Raw genomic sequence first — 18516 nt, forward strand, 5'->3', positions numbered from 1 at the left:
GGACCCGACTCAGCGCTTCAGCGTGGTCGCCTCGGTGAGCATCGGGGCGAGATTCATCGCGCCCTTGAGGTCATAGCCGAAGTCGAGCTTGTCACTGCGGGCCCAGACCTGGCGCAGCTCGAACAGCGGCACGGCGCAGACATCCGCCATGATCTTCGCCTGCGCCTCCTTCCAGAGCGCCTTCTGCGTGGCGGAATCGGCAGCGGTGCGCGCGCCCTCGATCTCCTTGTCGGCGATCGCGCAATGCGAGAAGTTCGTCGCGGCCGTCGGCGTGCCGACGATGGCGCGCGAGTGGAAGAACTCGCTCAGATAGGTGTCCGCGATCGGGAAACGCGCCGCGCCATAGAACACCAGCCCGCTCAGATCCTTGCGTGTCTGGCTCTGATAGGTGGCGTGGTCGACGACCTGCATCTCGAGCTTGATGCCGGCCTTGGCGAGCTGGGCCTGGATGATCTCCATGAAAGGCTGTTGCGCCGAGATGTTGGAGACGATCGCCTTGACGGTGATGCCGTCCTTGTGACCGGCCTCGGCCAGCAGTGCCTTGGCCTTGGCGAGATCGAAGGCATAGCGCGCGGTACAATCCTCGCCGAGATAGCCGGGCGGCACCACGGAGCAGCCCTTCGGCCCGACATCCTTGCCGACGAAACGGACGAGGTCGTCGACATTGATCGCGGCGGCGATGGCGCGGCGTACACGGACATCGTCCAGCGGCGGCTGGCTGCGGTTGATGTGCAGCAGGCGGAACTCGCCGGGCTGGAAGATCTCGACATTGAAGCCGGGGCGCTTGCGGGCGGAGTCGACCCAGCGCTGCTCGCGCTTGCCATACATCAAGTCGAGTTCGCCTGAGGTGAAGGCGAGCTCGCGCGCGCTGTCCGACGGGATGACCCGGATGTTGATCGTGTCGATCTTGGGCTTGCCGCGGAAATAGCCGGGATGGGCGGCGAGCTTCACATATTGCTGGGTCACCTGCTCGACGAAGCTGAACGGGCCAGTACCGACCGGCCGCGTACCGAACTTGTCGCCCAGTTCCTCCGCCGCCTTGCGGCTGACGATGTGGCCGCCGTGGTAGTTGGAGACGCGGCCGAGGAAGTTCACGTCAGGATATTTCAGCGTGATGCGGACGGTGAGGTCGTCGACCTTCTCGACCTTTTCGATGGCGGCGAAGTCAGAAGAGAAGGTCGAGCGCTTCGGATCGGCCGAGCGCTGCAGTGAGTAGACCACGTCGTCGGCGCTGAGCGTGCCCCAGTCGCCGTGGAACTTCACGTCCTTGCGCAGCTGGAAGGTCCAGACCTTGCCGTCGGGCGAGGTTTCCCAGCGCTCGGCGAGGTCTGGCTCGATTTCCTGCGGGTCGGCGCTGCCGGGCTTGAAGCGGACGAGACCGTTATAGATCCAGCCGACCACGGTCTTGTCGTTGGTGGCGCTGGCGCGATGGGCGTCGAGCGTCGAGACATCGCCATTGCCGGCGACGCGCAGCACGCTTTCCTGGGCGAGCGCGGCGCCCGACAGGCAGGCGACGGCCAGCAGGCCGGCAAGGCCCAGGACGGAGTTCTTCATCAGTCGATCCCCTCAGATCAGAAGCTTTGGCCCATTCTGCCGAGAAGCTTTCCAGGCTGTCCAAGTCGGAATCGGCTGCGCCGTATTCGCAGCGGTTATGGGCCGAGGGTGTACCGAGCGTCCTGAAAACCTCCGTCGCTGTTCATCGGCCTGCTGGCTGCAGGCGCGGCCGTCAGTTCGGCCTGGCCCTGATCAGGTCCGCCATGCGCTCCGCGATCATGATCACCGGGAGGTTGAGGTTCGCTCGCGGCGCGGTCGGCATGACCGACGCATCGACGACGCTGAGGCCGCCAACGCCGTGGACGCGGCCCGTAGCGCCATCGACGACCGCGTCGGGATCATCCGCCGCGCCCATGCTGCAGGTGCCGCAGCAGTGCCATTGGCCGAAGGCATGCGCCTTGACATAGGCCTCCAGGATGTCCGGCTCGCCGAGCAGCGATTGCAGGCTGATGCCGCTGGAGACGGCGCGCTGGAAGAAGAGCCTGCGCAGCGGCGGAAGGGCGTCGATAGCGAGCGCGATCGGCGCGGTGATCAGATAGTTGCGCACGGTCTGCCGGCCAAGCGACTTGGCAAAGCCGCTATAGCTCGAGGCCCCAGGCATCTCGACGATGTCGGCCAGCGGGCGCGCGGCGAACAGCTTCGCGATCAGGTGCACGGCCGCACCCATGCGCTGGAGATCGCGATAATCGGAGAGATAGTTGAAGTCGGCCGTCGGCTCCTTGCGCGGATCCGACGAGACCAGCCGCACTTCTCCCCGCGAATGCGCCTTGTTGATCCAGGAAATGATCGTGCCGATCCGGGGCCCGAGCGGATGCCAGGCCGACTTCGCCGCGACCATCAGGAACATGTCCGACGGCCCGCAGTCGTCGATGCCGGAGGAGTAGCGCATGCCGACATGGATGTGGCGGCGCGTCGAATTGCCGAGGCGGGCCGCCGGTTTGATGTAGCCCGAGAGCGAGATGCCGGGATGCTCCTGCAGGTTGGCGCCGACACCGCGCAGGTCAGCGCGCACCTCGACGCCGAGCGAGCGCAGATCTCCGCCCGGCCCGATGCCGGAGCGCATCAGCAGGGCCGGTGAATGCATGGCCCCCGAGGAGACCACGACCTCGCGCGCCGCCAGCCGCTCCTGCCCGCTCCCCCTGGCGATATCGACGCCGACGACCTGCCGGTACTCCATCGCCAATGCAAGGACCTGGGTGTCGGCCATGATCGTCAGATTGGGCCTGCGCCGGGTCTCGGCATCGAGATAGGCCATGGCGGTCGAAACGCGATGCTGGCCCTGGTTGTTCGACAGAGTCATCGCGAAATGGCCGTCGCCGAAGGCGCCATTCTGGTCCTTGATGTCGGGAAAGCCCTGCGCTTCCATCGCGGCCTCGGCGGCGATGGAGAAGGCCGGCCAGCGCTCGCGCGGAATCCGGTGGATCGGGATCGGCCCGCTCTTGCCGTGCAAAGGCCCGGCATAGTCGAGGTCGGTTTCCGCCTTGATGAAATAGGGCAGCACGGAGTTCCAGTCCCAGCCCGCGGCGCCGGCCCGCCCCCATTCATCGTAGTCGTCCGGCGTGCCGCGATTGGCGATCTGGCCGTTGATGCTGGAGCCGCCGCCGATCAGCATTGGCTGTTCGTAGCGCTTCGGCGGCGGCCGGTTCGTCGCATTGTGCAGATGCGGCTGCGTCTGGACCATCAGGTCCGGCCAGTGGTTCTGCGGATCGAACGCCGCCTTGCCGGGATAGGTGTCGAGGATCGCCGCGCCCTCCTCACCCGGCTTGAGGTCACGCCCGGCCTCGATCAGCAGGACCTTGCGCGAGGGATCGGCGGAGAGGCGATTGGCCAGGACGCAGCCGGCCGAGCCGCCGCCCACGATGATGATATCCCACATGACTTGGCTCACGTTGCTTGGGTAGATGATGGGTGGGCGCGGATCAGGCCGAGAGGCAGAGCGCCTCGAAGGCGGTGGCCCCGGCTTCGGCGACCTGCTGATCCTGGACGGTCGAGCCCGAGCTCACGCCAATGGCGCCGACAACCTGGCCCCCAACACGCAGCGGTATCCCGCCCGCAAGCGTGGTGAAGCGGCCGCCATGCAGGTTCTGGAGGCCGAAGCCGGGTTCGCCCGGCAGCGTGCGCGCGGCGATCGCCCTCGTCTCGACCTGTGCACCGGAAGCCGAAAAGGCCTTTGCGAGGGCGATCTCGATCGAGGTGAACTTGGCGCCGTCCATGCGCCGGAACGCAACGAGATGGCCGACGGCATCGACGATCGCGATGTTCTGCGGAACCCCCATTCGCGCCGCTTCGGCGGCGGCGGCGGCGATGACGGCTTCGGCTTCGTCGCAGCCGATATTGAGGACGCTCAGCATGACTCAGCCCTTGACCGATCCCTTGGTCAGGCCGGACACGATCAGGCGGCTGAGCAGGGCGAATGCGACGAGGATGGGGAGGATGGCGAGCGTGGCGGATGCCGTGAGCGGCCCCCATTCGCGCCCGAAATAACCGATGAAGTTGTAGATCGCCGGCTGGATCGGCCGCAGCTCCGGGGTGTCGATCATCACCGAGCCGGCAACGAATTCATTCCAGCAGGAGACGAAGGTCAGCACGCCCGCCGCGCCCAGCGCCGGGCGCGTCAGGGGCAGCATGACGCGCGTGAGGATCTGGAAATGGGTGGCACCGTCGATGATCGCGGCCTCGTCGAGCTCACGCGGTATGCTCTCGAGCGAGCCCTTGACGATCCAGATCGCCATCGGAAGCTGATAGGCCGTGTAGATCAGCGGCAGCGTGAACACGGAATTGGTCAGGCCCAACCGCGTGAAATACAGGTAGTTCGGGATCAGCAGAGCGGCCGCGCCGAGCGACAGCGGAATGCTCGCGACCACGAGCATGAACAGCGCCCGGCGCAGCGGGAAATCGAAGCGATCGAACGCATAGGCAGCCGGCAGTGCCAGTATCAGCACGCTCGCCACGGTGAGCACGCTGTAGAACACGCTGATCCGCATGTTGCCGAGAAAGCCGCTGTCGACGACGCGCTGGTAGTTCTCCGCGGTCGGAACGAAGTCGAACAGGACCGGAGGCGTCCTGAACAGGTCCGGCTGTGACTTCAGAGAGGTCAGCACGCCCCAGAACAGAGGCAGCAGGTTGAGACCGGCCAGGACCGTGAACAGGCCGGCGATGACGAGACCCAACGCGCTCGGCAGGGCGATGCGGGATCGGGCCGGCACGGCGGCGTGCTGCGCGGAGACCGGCCTGGGATGTGCGGCGGATGTCGCGGCGCTCATCACGTCTTCCACTTCGCAAGACGCACATAGGCGAGGACGAGAAGAATGTTGCCGGCAAACATGACCAGCGCGAGCGCGGTGGCCGAGCCGAGGTCGAAATTGACGAAGGCGCGATCGAAGACCTCGATCGGCAGGATGCGCGTCGCGTCACCCGGCCCGCCGCCGGTCAGGACAAGGGGCGTTTCGACGGTGTTGAGATTGGACAGGGTCAGAACGATCGTCACCAGCAGCAGCGGCGTCTTCAGCAAGGGCAGGACGATGAGCCAGAAGATCTGCCAGCGATTGGCGCCGTCGATCTTGGCGGCCTCCTCATAATCCTCGGGGATGCCCTTGAGCCCAGCGAGCAGGATGATGACGGCGTAGCCGAGACGCTTCCAGACGGAGACGCCGATCAGCAGGGCCATGGCGCTGCCGGGACTGTTGAGGAGTTGCACGTCGGGCGTGCCCGCCATCCGGATCAGCGATCCCGCCAGACCGATATCGCTGACGAACACCCAGCGGAACAGCAGCGTGGCAACAACCGTCGAGATGATCCAGGGCAGGATGACGATCATCTGGACCACGAAGCCAAGTCGCTGTCCGAGTCGGTTGATCCAGACCGCCAGGGCGAGCGCGATGACCAGCGTCAGCGCGACGGCGGCGCAGGTGAACAGCGCGCTGCGCTCGAGCGTGGCCGCAAGGCCGGGGTCGTCGAGCAGTCGTGCATAGTTCTCCAGGCCGGCGAAATCGGTCGGTGCGCCATACTGGATGCGAAACAGGCTAAACCAGAAGCCGTAGAGCACCGGCGAGAACAGCACCAGCATCAGCAGCGACATCGCAGGCAGCACGTATTGGACGCCGGTCAGGCGCGAATACATCGTCATCAAGAGCGATCCCTGATCGAAGGGCGGAGCCGCTCCGGCTCCGCCCGGGTTAGGTCAGCGATTGTTCTGGCGATTGAAGCGGGTTTCGGCCTCTTCGAGGGCCGCCTTGACCGCGATGCCGTCGACGAGAATGCGCTGGGTCGCCTTGTTCAGTGCCTGGCGATAGCCGCCGACATTGAACTCGATCGGGGTCAGCCAGCCATATTTGCTCGCCCCTTCGGCCGCGACCCGGATGTAGCCGTTGCCGGGCTGGTCGACGAAGGAGGCGACGGCCTTGGCGGTCGATGCCATCAGCGGCGACTGCCCGCCGACTGTGACCCAGATCTTCTCGGATTCCGCACCGAGCAGGTAATCGACAAACTTGCCGGCCTCTTCCTTCTGCGGGCCCTTTGACCAGACGCCCACGGCCCAGCCGGCCATCACCGCCGGAGAGTGAGCGACCTTTCCATTTCCGGGCCAGAGCATCTGGCCGACATTCTCCTTGCCGATCTTCGCCTGCAGCGACGAGACGCGCACGCTCGGCCCCTGGATCATCGCGACGCGATCAGAGGAGAATTGCTCGAACAGGTCGTCGACCGTCCAGGTCGCCGATTGCGGCGGCGAAACGTTGTGCTTCTTGATCAGATCAGTCGCGAAGGTCATTGCCGCGACGCCGGCCGGGCTGGCGAAATTGGCCTTGCCGTCCGGCCTGAAGAGCTTCTCACCCTCCCCGAGCAGATAGGGGATCATCATGTGCGGGTCGGCCTGCTGCTCGCTGAAGCCCTGCGCGAAGCCGTAGCGCGTCACCTGCCCTGCGGCGTTTCTCACCGTCAGCTTCTCCGCGGCGACCCGGAGATCCTCCCAGGTCTTGATCGAGGCCGGGTCGATGCCGGCGGCCTTCAGCAGGTCCGCCCGGTAGAGGATTGAGATGTAGTTCGGCGAGGCGAACATCGCATATTGCTTGTCGACCTTCGTCGTCAGGTCCCAGTAGGCGCTGGCATGATCCTTGACCTGCTCGGCCGGCCACTTCTTGATGAACAGTTCGTTGAGGTCAGCCAGCGCGCCGGAGCCGATCGCATCGCCCAGGAAGTCGGTCACGACCCAACTGATGTCGGGCGCATTGCCGGCACGGTGGGCGGCGAGGAATTTCGGCGTCATCTGGTCCCAGACCTGCGTCTCGACGACAATCTTGGTGCCGGGATTGGCGGCCTCGTAGTTCTTGATGATCTGCGCCAGCGCGACCTCGCGCGGCGAAGTCCCCGTCGCGCTCAGGAACGTCCACATGCGGATCGTTTTCGCCTGCGCCAAGGCGGGGGCCTGCGGGAGCAACGCACCCGCAAGCACGCAGCCGAAGGCCGCGAGCGAACTCAAAAGCTGACGTCTCTTCATGATGTTTTCCTCCCCGGGATTGCGGCCGATTAGCTTCGGCTCTGCGTGAGTTCCTCGATCAGATTGCGGGCCTTGAGATCCGCCTGGGCATCCTTGAGCGAGCGGGCCAGATGGGCGCGCACGGCCTTGGCGTAGTCGTCCGGGCTGCGGTCTCGCAGCGCCTTGATGATGGCATTGTGCTCGACGGCCTCGGATGCGTGGCGCAGGCGCCAGGACTCGATGCCGCGCTGGATCCAGGCGTTGAGCACCTGCATCTGGATCCCGCGATAGGTCGAAAGCAGCAAGTCGTTGCCGCTGAACTCCACGATCTTGTGGTGGAAGCTGCCATTCAGTTCGTGGCGATCCTTGTGCGAGATCGCATGCGGCTCGACGGCGAGGCGCTGCTGGATGACCTCGATCTCGGCGACCGCCGTTTCGGGCAGCGTGCCGGCCTCCAGCCGCTCGATCATCAGCTCGCCGGCCATGAGCTCGATCGCGAGACGCACCTGCCAGAGGTCGAGCACCTGCTTGGCGTCGGGATCGCGAATGTGGTAGCCGCGCCGCTGGATGACCTCGATGAAGCCCTCTGCCGCGAGCCGCATCAGAGCCTCGCGCACCGGGGTCAGGCTGACATTGAAATGCTCGGCGAGCTTCTCGGGATAGAGCCGCGTACCCCGCTCGAAATAGCCGAACACGATCATGTCGAGCAGCGTCCGGCGCAGGGTCTCGGCCAGCGTCTCGCCGGGCTTGCCGACGAGCTCGCCCAGGTCGCCGGGGCTACGCACCAATATGGACATCGGCCCGCTCCTCTTTCTCCCCCAGGCCATTGACGGCATAGCGGGCCAGGCGCCCGAGATCCGGCTCGCCGCCATGACCGGGGACGTTCCGGGCGACGAGTTGCCCGCCTTCGGTGATGAGCGGGCGCAGCGCCATGTTGTCTCGCAGCGGGTTGAGCAGCCGGTTCGCCTCATAGGCGTGGAAGGCGGGCGCTGCCCGGCAGGTATGCACCGCGGCCGAGACCGCGACGCAGGTTCCGACCCCATGAGGCGCCATGCGGATGCCGGAGCGCTCGCAGAGCGCGCCGATCGCCATCAGGCCGGACACGCCACCGGCGCGCGAGATGTTCGGCTGCAGGAAGTCGACCGCATCGGCGGCAACGAGCTTGGCATGAGCGCTGAGCGTGAAGTCGTTCTCACCGGCAGCGATCGGCACGGGCGAGGCCTTGCGGACCTCCGCCAGCGCCTGCGGATCATCGGGCGGCACGGGCTCCTCGAACCAGCCGACGTTGTAGGGCGTCAGCGCCTTCGCGACCGCGATCGCCGTCACCACGTCATAGGCGCAATTCGCGTCGAGATAGAGCGGCGCATCGGGACCCATCTCGCTGCGCACCGCAGCGATGTGATCGATGTCGATCGCCAGGCCGCGGCCGACCTTGAGCTTGATGGCCGTGTAGCCCTGGTCGAGAAAGGCGCGCGCAGCGCGCGCCGACTTGTCGGGATGATCCTGGAATCCGACAGGGCTGACATAGGTCGCTACCGGCCCTGGCGAACCGCCAAGCAAGGTCGCCAGAGGCAGTCCCGCAGCGCGCGCCTTGAGATCCCACAGGGCGATGTCGACCCCGCTGAGGGCTTCGATCGCCGGGCCCCGCGTGCTGCCCATCGCCGTGAAGTAGCGCTCGAGATCGCCCAGCATCTCCTTGGGATCGGCGATGGTCGCGCCGATCAGTGCCGGCGCGACGACCCCGTTAATGATTGCGGTGGCGGCTCCGGCGTGAGGCAGGCCGAAAGCCTCGCCATAACCGATGGCGCCATCGTCGCTCTCCACGATAACGAGCGTCGAGACCTGGCCGGTGCGCGGGATGCGCCGAAAGTGGGCGGCAGGGGTCAGCAGTTCCGCCGGCACCTTGTCGATGCCGCCGAACACATCAGCGAACCGTGCTTCGAGCTGGATCGCCCTCAGTCGAGAAACCTTCAACGTCGCCCCTCCGAAATTATAAATTATAATTTATTTTCTGATCGCCCGCGTCAAGGGGCAAATTCGCCTGCAAGCACCGGGCAACGTCCGCGTCTTCGGATGAGCGCCAGGAATGCTCGCCAAGGCGGGCTTTCCTCGGTAACGTTCGGTTCAATCATCGGTCGAGGGTTTCCCAATGACTGAGATTGAGCGGGCCGTGATAGGTGGCGTCTGCATCGGTCTGACCGGAGGCATGATGCTCTACAGCATCCTGCGATCGTTCGGCTTCGGCGATGGCGCAATGATGGTGCTCGGAGGCGTCGTCTTCCTCACCGGTGGGTTGCTCCTCACCGTTCTGGGCGCCTAGGAAGAGCTGCCTCGCTTGCCTGGAAAGTGGACCTGACCGGTGCCCACCGGCGCGGCCACCGGCGCTTATTGCGCGCAACCATCGGCTCCCGCCCATTCGCGCGAGACCTCGGCCGGACTTCACGGGTTCTCCACGCAGCGCGCCCGCGCCGGAAACGAGCCCCTGATAAAGCTGGCGAGCCGGCGAGTGTCGTGCAAACCTGCCGACCCACACCCATCACACCGCCCTATCGCAGGCCTTCGACGTGTCGGATCAACCGCGGAGATCGGACAGGCATAGCTTCTCCAGGCAACGCAAGGGCGTACTGCGGGCCGCGATGCTCCTCGTCGCCTCGGCGATCCTGGCGGCCCTCGCACTGTCCTACAGCAGCGTTCGAGAGTATGGCGCTTTCCGCGCATCGATCCTGACGGGCTCGGCAGGTGGCGCCTATCACGCCCTGGCATCCGATCTGGCCAGGCTGGCGAGGCGCGATGGCGGGCGGCTCGAAGTGCTTGCGACCGCAGGCTCGATCGAGAACGCCAATCAGCTCGTGGCCGGTCGCGAGCATTGCGTCGAGAAGTTCGGCTTCGTGCAGGACGGCACTCCGATATCGCTCGACAGCGGCATCGAGTTGCTGGGACGCCTGCCCGAGCCGGAATCGCTGCTGGTGCTGGCACGGCGCGGCCGCACGCTCCGGAACTTCGCCGACCTGCGCGGCATCACAGTCGGCATCGGCCCAGAGGGGTCTGGAACGGCGTTCCTGACGCTCCAGCTGCTCGGCGATCCCGACCTGAAGAAGCTCGGGATCCGGACATCGCATCATGAGCTTGAGGAACAGGCCAGGCTCGTCGCGCGCGGCGATCTCGACCTCGCAGCCTATGTCATGAGAAACGATGCCGAGTTCATGCGCACGATCATCGGCCAGTACGATCTCGACATCATCGAACTGCGCGACCTGAAGGGGCTGATCGATCGCTACCCCTGGCTGAGCCTCGGATATGTCCCGGCCGGCCGGTTCGACCTGATGCGCCAGGTGCCGGAGAGGGACAAGCCGGTGCCTCAGGTCAACACGCTCGTGCTGGCCAGCCCCTGCGCGAAACGCGCCGACCGGATCGAGTTGCTCGTGCTCCTGACCGCGACGCTGCCGACATTCGTGCGCAGCAATCCGCCCAATTCCACGAGCCCGGCGACCGCCTTGCCGCTAGCTGCCGAGGCGAGGCAATTCTTCATTTCCGGCGAGCCCGAATTCGTCGATCGCTACTTCCCATGGCTCGTCAACATCATGTCGCCCGCCTACTGGGTCTACCTCGTCATGGCGGTGACGGCGCTTTTCAATGGGATGAGAGGCATCAGCCATTTCCGCCTTTGGCGGATCGACGCCAACCGCGAAAAGCTCGAGGAACGATCCCGACTTCTCAGAGCCAGCATGCGCGGCGAAGCGTCTGGCGCGGCGCCGAACCCAAGTCCGACCATCGATCACCGCGATACGGAGACAGGTATCTCCGACGTCCTGCATCAGCTCACGAAGCTGCGCGCCAGATGCAGAAGCTACGTCAATTCATTCGTCACCCCGATGGGAGACGAGATGTTCTATCGCTACCAGCAGTCCCTCATCGACATTGCGATCGCCGAGTTGAAGGAAGCGCGCGGTCCGGAGGCAAGCAGCGCTGCGGCGCTGGCTTCCTGAGTGCAGGAGGCCTGCCAGCCTCCGGCTAGCCACATCCTGCATGCTCGAACCAGAGCTCGGTCGCATCGGCCAGGGCCGGCCAGGCACGCTGCAGCGAGCGGAAGGCCGGCAGGTTCTTCCGGAGCAGGGAGCGCAACTCCGTCTGACATGCGTCGAGATCGATCCCGGTCGGCTGCCCGGCGCGCACGATGCAGCGCCCGGCGACGAAGACCTCGCGCACGCAGCCGAGATTGCCGCGGGCGAAGAACAGGTCGAGCGGATCGACGGGCATGATCGCGTCGCGGTCGAGCCGGTCGAGATCGAGGATGGTGAAGTCTGCGGGTGCTCCGACGACGAGCGCGCCCGAACCCGGCGCACCGGTTGCCCGGCGCCCATTGCGCACCGCCAACTCCAGGAACTCCGCTCGGCCCCAGTTCCGTCGGAAGCCGAGGCCGTCATGCGCGAGCTGGACGAGACGCATCTCGCGGATGGCATCGTCGTCCTCGTCGAGCGCGGCGCCGTCGACCCCCACCGCGATCGCGCAGCCACGCCGATGCGCTTCGCCGATCGGCCCAAGCCCGGAATGAAGGTGCAGGTTCGAGCTGAAGTTGGTGACGATGGTGGCGCCGGCCTCGGCGATCAGATCGAGCTCATCCGGTCGCGCATGGACGCAGTGGGCCAGCGTCAGTCGCTCGGAGAGCAGGCCGATATCCTTGAGATAGCGCACCATTCCGCCCGGGAAGGCTCGGTCGGCCCAGGCCCGCTGATAGATGGTCTCCAGCAGATGCATATGGACGCGCCGCCCCGTCGCGGCGGAGCGCTCGGCGATGGCTTCGAGCAGCGCCGGCGAGCACCATTGCACGCCGGCCGGGCCGTACTGGACATCGACGAGCGGGCCGGCGATGGCGGCATGGATTTCGTCGACGAGATCGAGATAGGCGGTTGGTGGCGCAGGCGACCTGACGAAGAGGTCTTCGACAGGCTGGCGAGCCTCGGTCGGCAAGGCGTCGAGCACGGCGGCGCTGTCGCCATAGACGAGTGGATTCTGGTCGCGCACGGCCAATGCGAAGGCGATGCGGATACCGACATCGGCTGCTGCCCGCGCGATCTGGCGGGCCTCATCGACGATCGGCATGGTACCGCTGGGGCGCGTGTAGTGAACCATCATGGCGCCGCAGCCGGAGCGGGCGGTGCGCGCCAGCGAGACCGCGGCGGTCAGATAGGGATCCGGCGGCGTGCCAAGGACGGAGCGCAGGATCCAGGTCTCGAGCGGCATGTTGGCCGCGCCGAAGGAGGTCGCGCTCGGCCGGGCATGGTCATGCGCATTGACGAGCGCGGGGACGACCAGCCGCCTCGGGCCGGCTTCCGGAGCCTGGTCAGGCAGGACGGCGTCGATGACGCCGTCCTGGTATCGAAGCGCGGCATTCGCGACGAGGCCCTTGCCGGTGAACAGGCTCGTCGCGAAGGCCGTCTCGGTCATGGCGTGGTCCGCCCCATCAGTTCGCGGTGTAGACGAGCTCGCGCTCACCCTTCGGCGGCAGGAACTGGCGCGAGAAGATTTCCTCCGGCTTCGGGGTCCGCGCAAGCTGGTACCCCTCGACGATGATGCCGATGGCACGGGCCATGCGATCGTCCTTGGTGTCGCCGACGCCGATCTCCTTCATCTCGGGCGAGACGATGAGCTCGTTGAACGAGTATTGCAGGCGCAGCTTCTCGACTTTCTCGTCGACGAGATTGTCGAAATTCATCACCGCCTTCATGCCGAGATTCTGGTCCTTGGCGATCTCGAGCAGAGCCTTGTTGGTGGCGCGCACCAGCCCCGCCACGGCCTTGGGGTTCTCCTTGAGCAGCTTCTGCGAGACCATCAGCCCGTTCGAGTAGAGATCGAGGCCGTAGTCGCCGAACATCAGCCAGTTGAAATCCTTCGCCGGATCCTGGCGGTTGAGCAGCAGGTTGAAGTAGCTGGTGATGTTGAAGATCAGCGCACCGTCGATCTCGCCCTTGATCAGGAGCGGCTCCTGCAGGTTCGGCGCCATGTTCGAGAGCTTGATCTTGCTCATGTCGACGCCGTTCTTGCGGGCGAAGACCTCGAGCAGCCGCGTCGTCGGCGTCCCCTGGGAACCGCCCAACGTCTTGCCTTCGAGATCCTTCGGCTTGGTGATGTTGGTCGCCTTCTTGCTCGAGATGGCGAAGGGCGGGCGGTTCCAGATCATGTAGACCATGACCGGGTTCTCGCCGGGCTTGCCGGCGGCGTTCTGGATGATGGCATTGACGTCGCCGAAGCCGGCATCGTAGGCGCCGCCCATGATGCGGGTCACGGTCGCGCCGGAGCCCTCGCCCTGGTCGATCACGACGTTCAGCCCCTCGGCCTTGTAGTAGCCCTTGTCGCGGGCGAGGAAGAAGGCGGCGTCGGAGCCCTGGGTCTTCCAACCAAGCGTGAACTTGATGTTCGTTTCCTGCGCCAGGGCCGATCCGGCCAGGGCCAGCCCTGCGAGCAGCGTGGCGGCAAAGGTCTTCAGCATCGTCTTGTCCCCTCTTGTTGACGTGATGTGATCAGGCGGCGGCGAAATCGTTCTTGCGGTTGGCCCAGCCGGTGACGCGCATCTCGATCAGCGAGAAGGCGACGTAGAGCGCCACTCCCAAGCCGGCGAGGATGAACAGCCCGGCAAAGACCAGCGGGACGTTGAAGTTGGAGGAGGCCGACATCATCACGTTGCCGATGCCGCGGTTGGAGGCGACGGTCTCGGCCAGGACGGTGCCGACGAAGGCATAGGTGATCGCGACCTTCAGCGAGGCGAAGAAGAACGGCATCGTGCGCGGCAGGCCGACATTCCAGAGGATGTCGAGCTTGGAGGCGCCGAGCGCCTTCAACACGTCCTCCATTTCCGGCTCGGTCGTGGCGAGGCCGGTCGCGATGTTGACCGCGATCGGGAAGAAGCAGATCGCCAGCGAGGTCAGCACAGCCGGCACCGTGCCCGAACCGAACCAGAGCACGAAGATCGGCACCACGGCCACCTTCGGGATCGAGGAGAAGCCGATCAGCAGCGGATAGACCGTGTCATAGGCGGTGCGCGAAACGCCGATCATCGCACCGAGGAAGACGCCGAGCAGCACGCCGAGCGCGAAGCCGAGCATCGTCGTGGCCAAGGTCTGCAGGATGTGCGGCCAGAGGATCGGGAACCGCTGCACCAGCGTCGCGAGGACCTGGCTCGGACGCGGCAGGATCAGGTCCGACATGCCAGAGAGCAGGCAGAACAGCTCCCATGACAGGAAGAACAGCACGATCAGTGCGGCCGCCCAGAACTTGCGCTTGAGATCGGTCATATCAAGCTCCATGGGCGCCCGCGCCGGTGCGGGCATCGACGATCAGGTCGCGCAGGCGCTGGTTCAGCGCGACGAAATCCGGTTCGAAGGTCATGGCGATGCTGCGCGGCCGGGCGAAGCCGATCTCGCTGTCGTCGAGGATGCGGCCGGGTCGCGCGCTCATCACGCAGATGCGGCTGGCGAGAAAGCCGGCTTCGCGCAGGTCGTGGGTCACCAGCAGAACGGTTGGCCGGTGTGTCAGCCACAGCTCCTGAAGGATTGCCCAGAGTTCCTCGCGGGTGAACTGGTCGAGCGCGCCGAAGGGCTCGTCGAGCAGCAGCAGGCGCGGCTCGTGGATCAAGGCGCGGCAGAGATTGGCGCGCTGGAGCATGCCGCCCGAGAGCTGCCAGGGATATTTGCCGGCGAAATCCTTGAGCCCGACCTGGGCGAGCAGCGCATGGGCCTTGTCGCGGAAGGCACCGCGCTTCTCGCGGCCATAATCGGCACGGAAGGGCTGCACGATCTTCAGCGGCAGCATGACGTTCCGCTCGATCGTCAGCCAGGGGAGCATGGTCGGGTTCTGGAAGGCCATGCCGATCCTGAGCGCCTTGGCGGCAACCTCGCGCCCCCCGACGATGACTGCGCCGGTCGTCGGCCGCACCAGGCCGCTGGCGAGCTTCAGGATCGTCGACTTGCCGCAGCCGGAAGGCCCTACCAGGGCCAGGAACTCGCCGTCGCGGATCTTGAGCGACGTTTCCGACAGGGCGGGCACGGCGTTTGCTCCGCGCCCGAAGGTCACCGTCGCCTGCGACAGCTCGATCGCCGCCGGCGGGGTTCCCGCCGGGGAGGCGGCCGGAGAAGCGGCAAGCTCGACGGGAACCGAGGCGCCGACGATGGCGAGTTTGGAGTGAACTTGGCTCATGCGGAAAAGTGCATGCAATCATGATGCCATTCTGTATCCCACCGACAGCAACCTGTTGCTGAGCGGCGCGCCGCGGCGTTAAGACGAGGCGTTTGCAACTCCGGAAGCCGGACATGACGCGCGACAAGGCTATCCACGCCTCATCGGACAAGGTCGGGACGATCTGCCGGGCGCTGCGCCGCGCGATCATCGAGCAGGCGCTCGAACCTGGTGCCAAGCTGCCCGAAGATGCGCTCGGAGAACGCTTCGGCGTCAGCCGCACGATCGCGCGCCATGCGCTCGGCCAACTCGCCGCAGAAGGCCTGGTCGAACTGCGCCGCAACCGCATCGCCGTGGTGGCGACCCCGCGCTGGCAGGAGGCGCGCGACACCTTCGACATCCGCATCGGACTCGAACGACTGGTGGTGCGCCAGCTCGCAGGGCGGTTGAGCCGGGTGCAGATCTCGGCATTGAGGGCGCATGTCGACGCAGAGGACGCGGCGCGCGGCGGGCCGGACGCGGTCTCGATCAGGCTCGCAACCGAGTTCCACATCCTGCTGGCGGAGATGACCGAGAGCCCGATCCTGATCCGCTATGTCAGCGAGATCGCCTATCGCTGCTGCCTGACGCTGTCGTTGTTCAGCCGGCCGCACTCCTCGGAATGCGCAATAAGTGAGCACAGGCTGCTCATCGATGCCCTTGAAAGCGGCGATGCGGACAAGGCGATGAGCCTGATGCACCACCATATCGACGCGGTCGCGGAACGGGCGCTCGTGACCCAGGCCAAGCCGCGTGGCCACGACATCATGGCCATCCTGGCGCCCTATGCGGACACGAAGCCGATGCCGGCGGTCGCGGGCAAGCGCAAGCTGGACGCTGCAGAATAGGATTTCAGGCGACGCTCCCGGCATCCGCGCGTGCGTCCGGTGCCTGGAGCGGGAACGCTCCGCAAGATCTGGCTGCCACAAGTGCCGGCCGCGCGGCACACAAACTGCATGCATGTTTAGCCATCAATTGAATGCTATCCTGCAAGCAGACCCATGCCGCCCGCCACCGCTCTCGATCTCGTCTTCCGCCGCGCCGCGATTGCCGGCCATGACCGGCCGATGGATATCGGCGTCGGCGCGGGGCGAATCCTCGCCATCGCTCCCGGCCTCACAGCCGACGTTCCCGAGGTCGATCTCGGCGGGCGCCTCGCGATCCCCGGCTTCGTCGACAGCCATGTCCATCTCGACAAGGCCTGCCTGCTCGGCCGTTGCGGCCATAGCCATGGCGGCCTCGGTGGCGCTATCGCAGCCGTTGCCGCGATGAAGCGCGACTTCACCGAAGCCGACGTCCATGAGCGCGGTGCCCGCGTGCTCGAGAAGGCGATCGCCAAGGGCACGACCCGCATGCGCACTCATGTCGAGGTCGATCCGCGCGCGGGACTGCGCAGTTTTGCCGCGATCAAGTCACTGAAGGCCGACTATGCCTGGGGCCTGGACCTTTCGATCTGCGTCTTCCCGCAGGAGGGACTGACCAACGACCCCGGCACGGAGGAACTCCTGGTCGCGGCCCTGCAGGACGGCGCCGATCTTCTCGGCGGCTGCCCCTATACCGACAGCGATCCCGCGGCGCAGATCGACCGGCTCTTCGACCTCGCCCGGCGATTCGACGTCGATCTCGACTTCCATCTCGATTTCGATCTCGATCCAGGCTGGATGCATCTCGACGAGGTCTGCCGGCAGACTCAGCGCCATGGCTGGGGCGGGCGTGTCGCGATCGGTCATGTCACCAAGCTGTCGATGGTGCCGCCGGACGCGCTGGCGGCAATCGGGCGACGCCTCGCCGATACCGGCATCGCACTGACGGTGCTGCCCGCGACGGATCTCTATCTGATGGGGCGAGATCTCACGCATGCGAGACCGCGCGGCCTGACGCCGGCGCATCTGTTGGCCGACCAGGGCGTCGTCTGCTCGGTCGCGACCAACAACATCCTCAACCCGTTCACGCCCTTCGGAGACGCCTCACTGCTGCGCATGGCCAATCTCTACGCCAATGTCGCGCAGTGCGGGCCGGAAGCATTCGCGCACTGCCTCGATCTGGTCACGGCCCTGCCCGCTCGCCTGATGCGGCTCGACGACTACGGCATCGCCATCGGCCATCCCGCCGACCTGGTGATCCTGGATGCCGCGACGCCCGGCGACGCGCTGGCGGAGATCGCCGAGCCGGTCCTGGGCTTCAAGCGCGGACGCCTGAGCTTCGAGAGGCCTCGAGCACAGCTGAACATGCCGCCTGCGGCGCAGCAGGCCGGCTAACCGGCCTGCTGCGCCGACCTGACCTGAGAGGGCGACCGGCCGAAACGCTTGCGGAAGCTGCGATTGAAATAGGACAGATCGCCGAAGCCGACCTCGAAGGCGATCGCGCTGATCGTCGGGCCCTGCCCCTCCACCGTGACGAGCCGATGCCAGGCGCGCTCGAGCCGGCGCTCCAGCACGTAGTCGGAGAAGGTCCGCGATTCCGTCTCGAACAGCTTCTGAATGGCGCGTGCGCTCAGACCGTGAAGGCTGGACAGCATGTCGATGCCGAGGTCGCGCCGTTCCAGACGCGCCTCGATATCGGCCTTGATCGCCATGAGCCGGCCCGCTCGGCGGTCGGCCGCGGCGACCTGCACCGGCGCGCTGCGATCTGCCAACATGGCTCCGACCAGATCATGGATATGGCCGATGGCGAGATCCTGCAGCGCGGCCGAGTGCAGGGGCAGGAGCCCGCGCAGCAGCAATGCGCCGTAATGGCCCAGCACCTGCAGGCCGCGATTGCCGCGCGCCACCGCTCGCATCAGGGCCCCGGCCGGCGGCTCCGCGAGCAGCGGCAGCCGCGCAACATCGAGCCGGATGAGATCTATCCGGCCAATCTGGACGAGCGAGAAGCGGGTCTCGGCCTCGAGCGCGAGCACGGCGGCTTCCCGTGCCCTCAGGCTCGTTCGGCGGCCGCCCTGCTCGATCAGCACGCGCCCCTCGGCCGGACGGACCAGGATGTGACGTGGCCCATCGGCGCACGCCCCATGCGGCCAGGACCACTGCGCGGCCGGGCTGAAGCAAGACATCAGGCCGATATCCGGCCGCGTCGTCAGCGCGCAGCGCGCAGCGAAAGGCAGGCCTCCGCCGGAGGCCACTGCCTCACGGGCAACGGAACGACCGAGGACCTTGTGCGACAGCGCATTGGCCTCGTCCCGCGCGACGAGATCCGAGACAAGCCAGAACGGAGAGAAGGACTCGCTTTCGCCCGGCCCGCCGCCCCTCGCCTCAGGCTCCACCGCCTCACCGGCGCCCATGCGTGTC

17 protein-coding genes are annotated in these 18516 nt (G+C 66.2%); 4 read left to right on the forward strand and 13 right to left on the reverse strand.

What is annotated here, in order from left to right; genetic code table 11:
- Positions 1-9 precede the first annotated feature (9 nt).
- The 8 genes from VGN82_RS02545 to VGN82_RS02580 form a co-directional block, all read right to left on the reverse strand.
- Positions 10-1554 (reverse strand): ABC transporter substrate-binding protein, encoded by a 1545-nt coding sequence (locus VGN82_RS02545; protein WP_327525416.1) that lies wholly within the window; start codon positions 1552-1554, stop codon positions 10-12.
- 172 nt (positions 1555-1726) lie between these two features.
- Complete coding sequence (locus VGN82_RS02550) at positions 1727-3430, reverse strand: GMC family oxidoreductase (RefSeq protein ID WP_327525417.1); 1704 nt, start codon at positions 3428-3430, stop codon at positions 1727-1729.
- A gap of 43 nt (positions 3431-3473) precedes the next feature.
- A complete protein-coding gene (locus VGN82_RS02555) occupies positions 3474-3905 on the reverse strand; it encodes a GlcG/HbpS family heme-binding protein (RefSeq protein ID WP_327525418.1) in 432 nt (143 codons plus the stop codon).
- A gap of 3 nt (positions 3906-3908) precedes the next feature.
- The gene (locus tag VGN82_RS02560; protein ID WP_327525419.1) at positions 3909-4817 is read right to left on the reverse strand and encodes a carbohydrate ABC transporter permease; all 909 of its coding nucleotides are present in this window, start codon (positions 4815-4817) and stop codon (positions 3909-3911) included.
- The gene (locus VGN82_RS02565) at positions 4817-5680 is read right to left on the reverse strand and encodes a carbohydrate ABC transporter permease (RefSeq protein ID WP_327525420.1); all 864 of its coding nucleotides are present in this window, start codon (positions 5678-5680) and stop codon (positions 4817-4819) included. The genes VGN82_RS02560 and VGN82_RS02565 overlap by 1 nt, the downstream gene beginning before the upstream one ends.
- Before the next feature lie 54 nt (positions 5681-5734).
- Complete coding sequence (locus tag VGN82_RS02570; RefSeq protein WP_327525421.1) at positions 5735-7048, reverse strand: ABC transporter substrate-binding protein; 1314 nt, start codon at positions 7046-7048, stop codon at positions 5735-5737.
- 29 nt (positions 7049-7077) lie between these two features.
- Positions 7078-7824, reverse strand: coding sequence for a GntR family transcriptional regulator (locus VGN82_RS02575; protein ID WP_327525422.1), 747 nt, complete (start codon positions 7822-7824; stop codon positions 7078-7080).
- Positions 7805-9001 carry a mandelate racemase/muconate lactonizing enzyme family protein gene (locus tag VGN82_RS02580; protein WP_327525423.1) on the reverse strand — a complete coding sequence of 399 codons (1197 nt, stop codon included), beginning with the start codon at positions 8999-9001 and terminating at the stop codon, positions 7805-7807. Before VGN82_RS02580 ends, VGN82_RS02575 begins: the two co-directional genes overlap by 20 nt.
- A 175-nt stretch (positions 9002-9176) precedes the next feature.
- Between VGN82_RS02580 and VGN82_RS02585 the strand changes: the two genes are divergently transcribed.
- Complete coding sequence (locus VGN82_RS02585) at positions 9177-9347, forward strand: hypothetical protein (protein ID WP_327525424.1); 171 nt, start codon at positions 9177-9179, stop codon at positions 9345-9347.
- A 316-nt stretch (positions 9348-9663) separates the two neighbouring features.
- Entirely contained in the window at positions 9664-11013 is a 1350-nt protein-coding gene (locus tag VGN82_RS02590) for a TAXI family TRAP transporter solute-binding subunit (RefSeq protein WP_327525425.1), read from the forward strand.
- 25 nt (positions 11014-11038) lie between these two features.
- Here VGN82_RS02590 and VGN82_RS02595 read toward each other — a convergent pair whose 3' ends face one another.
- Genes VGN82_RS02595 through VGN82_RS02610 form a run of 4 tightly spaced genes read right to left on the reverse strand, consistent with a single transcriptional unit; the run spans position 11039 to position 15217 of the window.
- Positions 11039-12472 (reverse strand): amidohydrolase family protein, encoded by a 1434-nt coding sequence (locus VGN82_RS02595; RefSeq protein ID WP_327525426.1) that lies wholly within the window; start codon positions 12470-12472, stop codon positions 11039-11041.
- 16 nt (positions 12473-12488) lie between these two features.
- Positions 12489-13514 (reverse strand): ABC transporter substrate-binding protein, encoded by a 1026-nt coding sequence (locus tag VGN82_RS02600; RefSeq protein WP_327525427.1) that lies wholly within the window; start codon positions 13512-13514, stop codon positions 12489-12491.
- Between the two features lie 31 nt (positions 13515-13545).
- The gene (locus tag VGN82_RS02605; RefSeq protein ID WP_327525428.1) at positions 13546-14316 is read right to left on the reverse strand and encodes an ABC transporter permease; all 771 of its coding nucleotides are present in this window, start codon (positions 14314-14316) and stop codon (positions 13546-13548) included.
- Between the two features lies 1 nt (position 14317).
- A complete protein-coding gene (locus VGN82_RS02610) occupies positions 14318-15217 on the reverse strand; it encodes an ABC transporter ATP-binding protein (protein WP_327525429.1) in 900 nt (299 codons plus the stop codon).
- 113 nt (positions 15218-15330) lie between these two features.
- On the opposite strand from VGN82_RS02610, the gene VGN82_RS02615 reads away from it, so the two are divergent.
- Together VGN82_RS02615 and VGN82_RS02620 are read left to right on the forward strand one after the other, a co-directional pair.
- Positions 15331-16083: a GntR family transcriptional regulator gene (locus VGN82_RS02615; RefSeq protein WP_327525430.1), complete on the forward strand. Its 753-nt coding sequence runs from the start codon at positions 15331-15333 to the stop codon at positions 16081-16083.
- Between the two features lie 153 nt (positions 16084-16236).
- The gene (locus VGN82_RS02620) at positions 16237-17493 is read left to right on the forward strand and encodes an amidohydrolase family protein (protein WP_327525431.1); all 1257 of its coding nucleotides are present in this window, start codon (positions 16237-16239) and stop codon (positions 17491-17493) included.
- Here the strand turns inward: VGN82_RS02620 and VGN82_RS02625 are convergent.
- Positions 17490-18509 (reverse strand): helix-turn-helix transcriptional regulator, encoded by a 1020-nt coding sequence (locus VGN82_RS02625; RefSeq protein ID WP_327525432.1) that lies wholly within the window; start codon positions 18507-18509, stop codon positions 17490-17492. The two genes, VGN82_RS02620 and VGN82_RS02625, sit on opposite strands and share 4 nt — an antisense overlap.
- Positions 18510-18516 lie beyond the last annotated feature (7 nt).

Origin of the sequence: Allobosea sp. (genome assembly GCF_035999205.1) — a bacterium.
GTDB lineage: Bacteria > Pseudomonadota > Alphaproteobacteria > Rhizobiales > Beijerinckiaceae > Allobosea.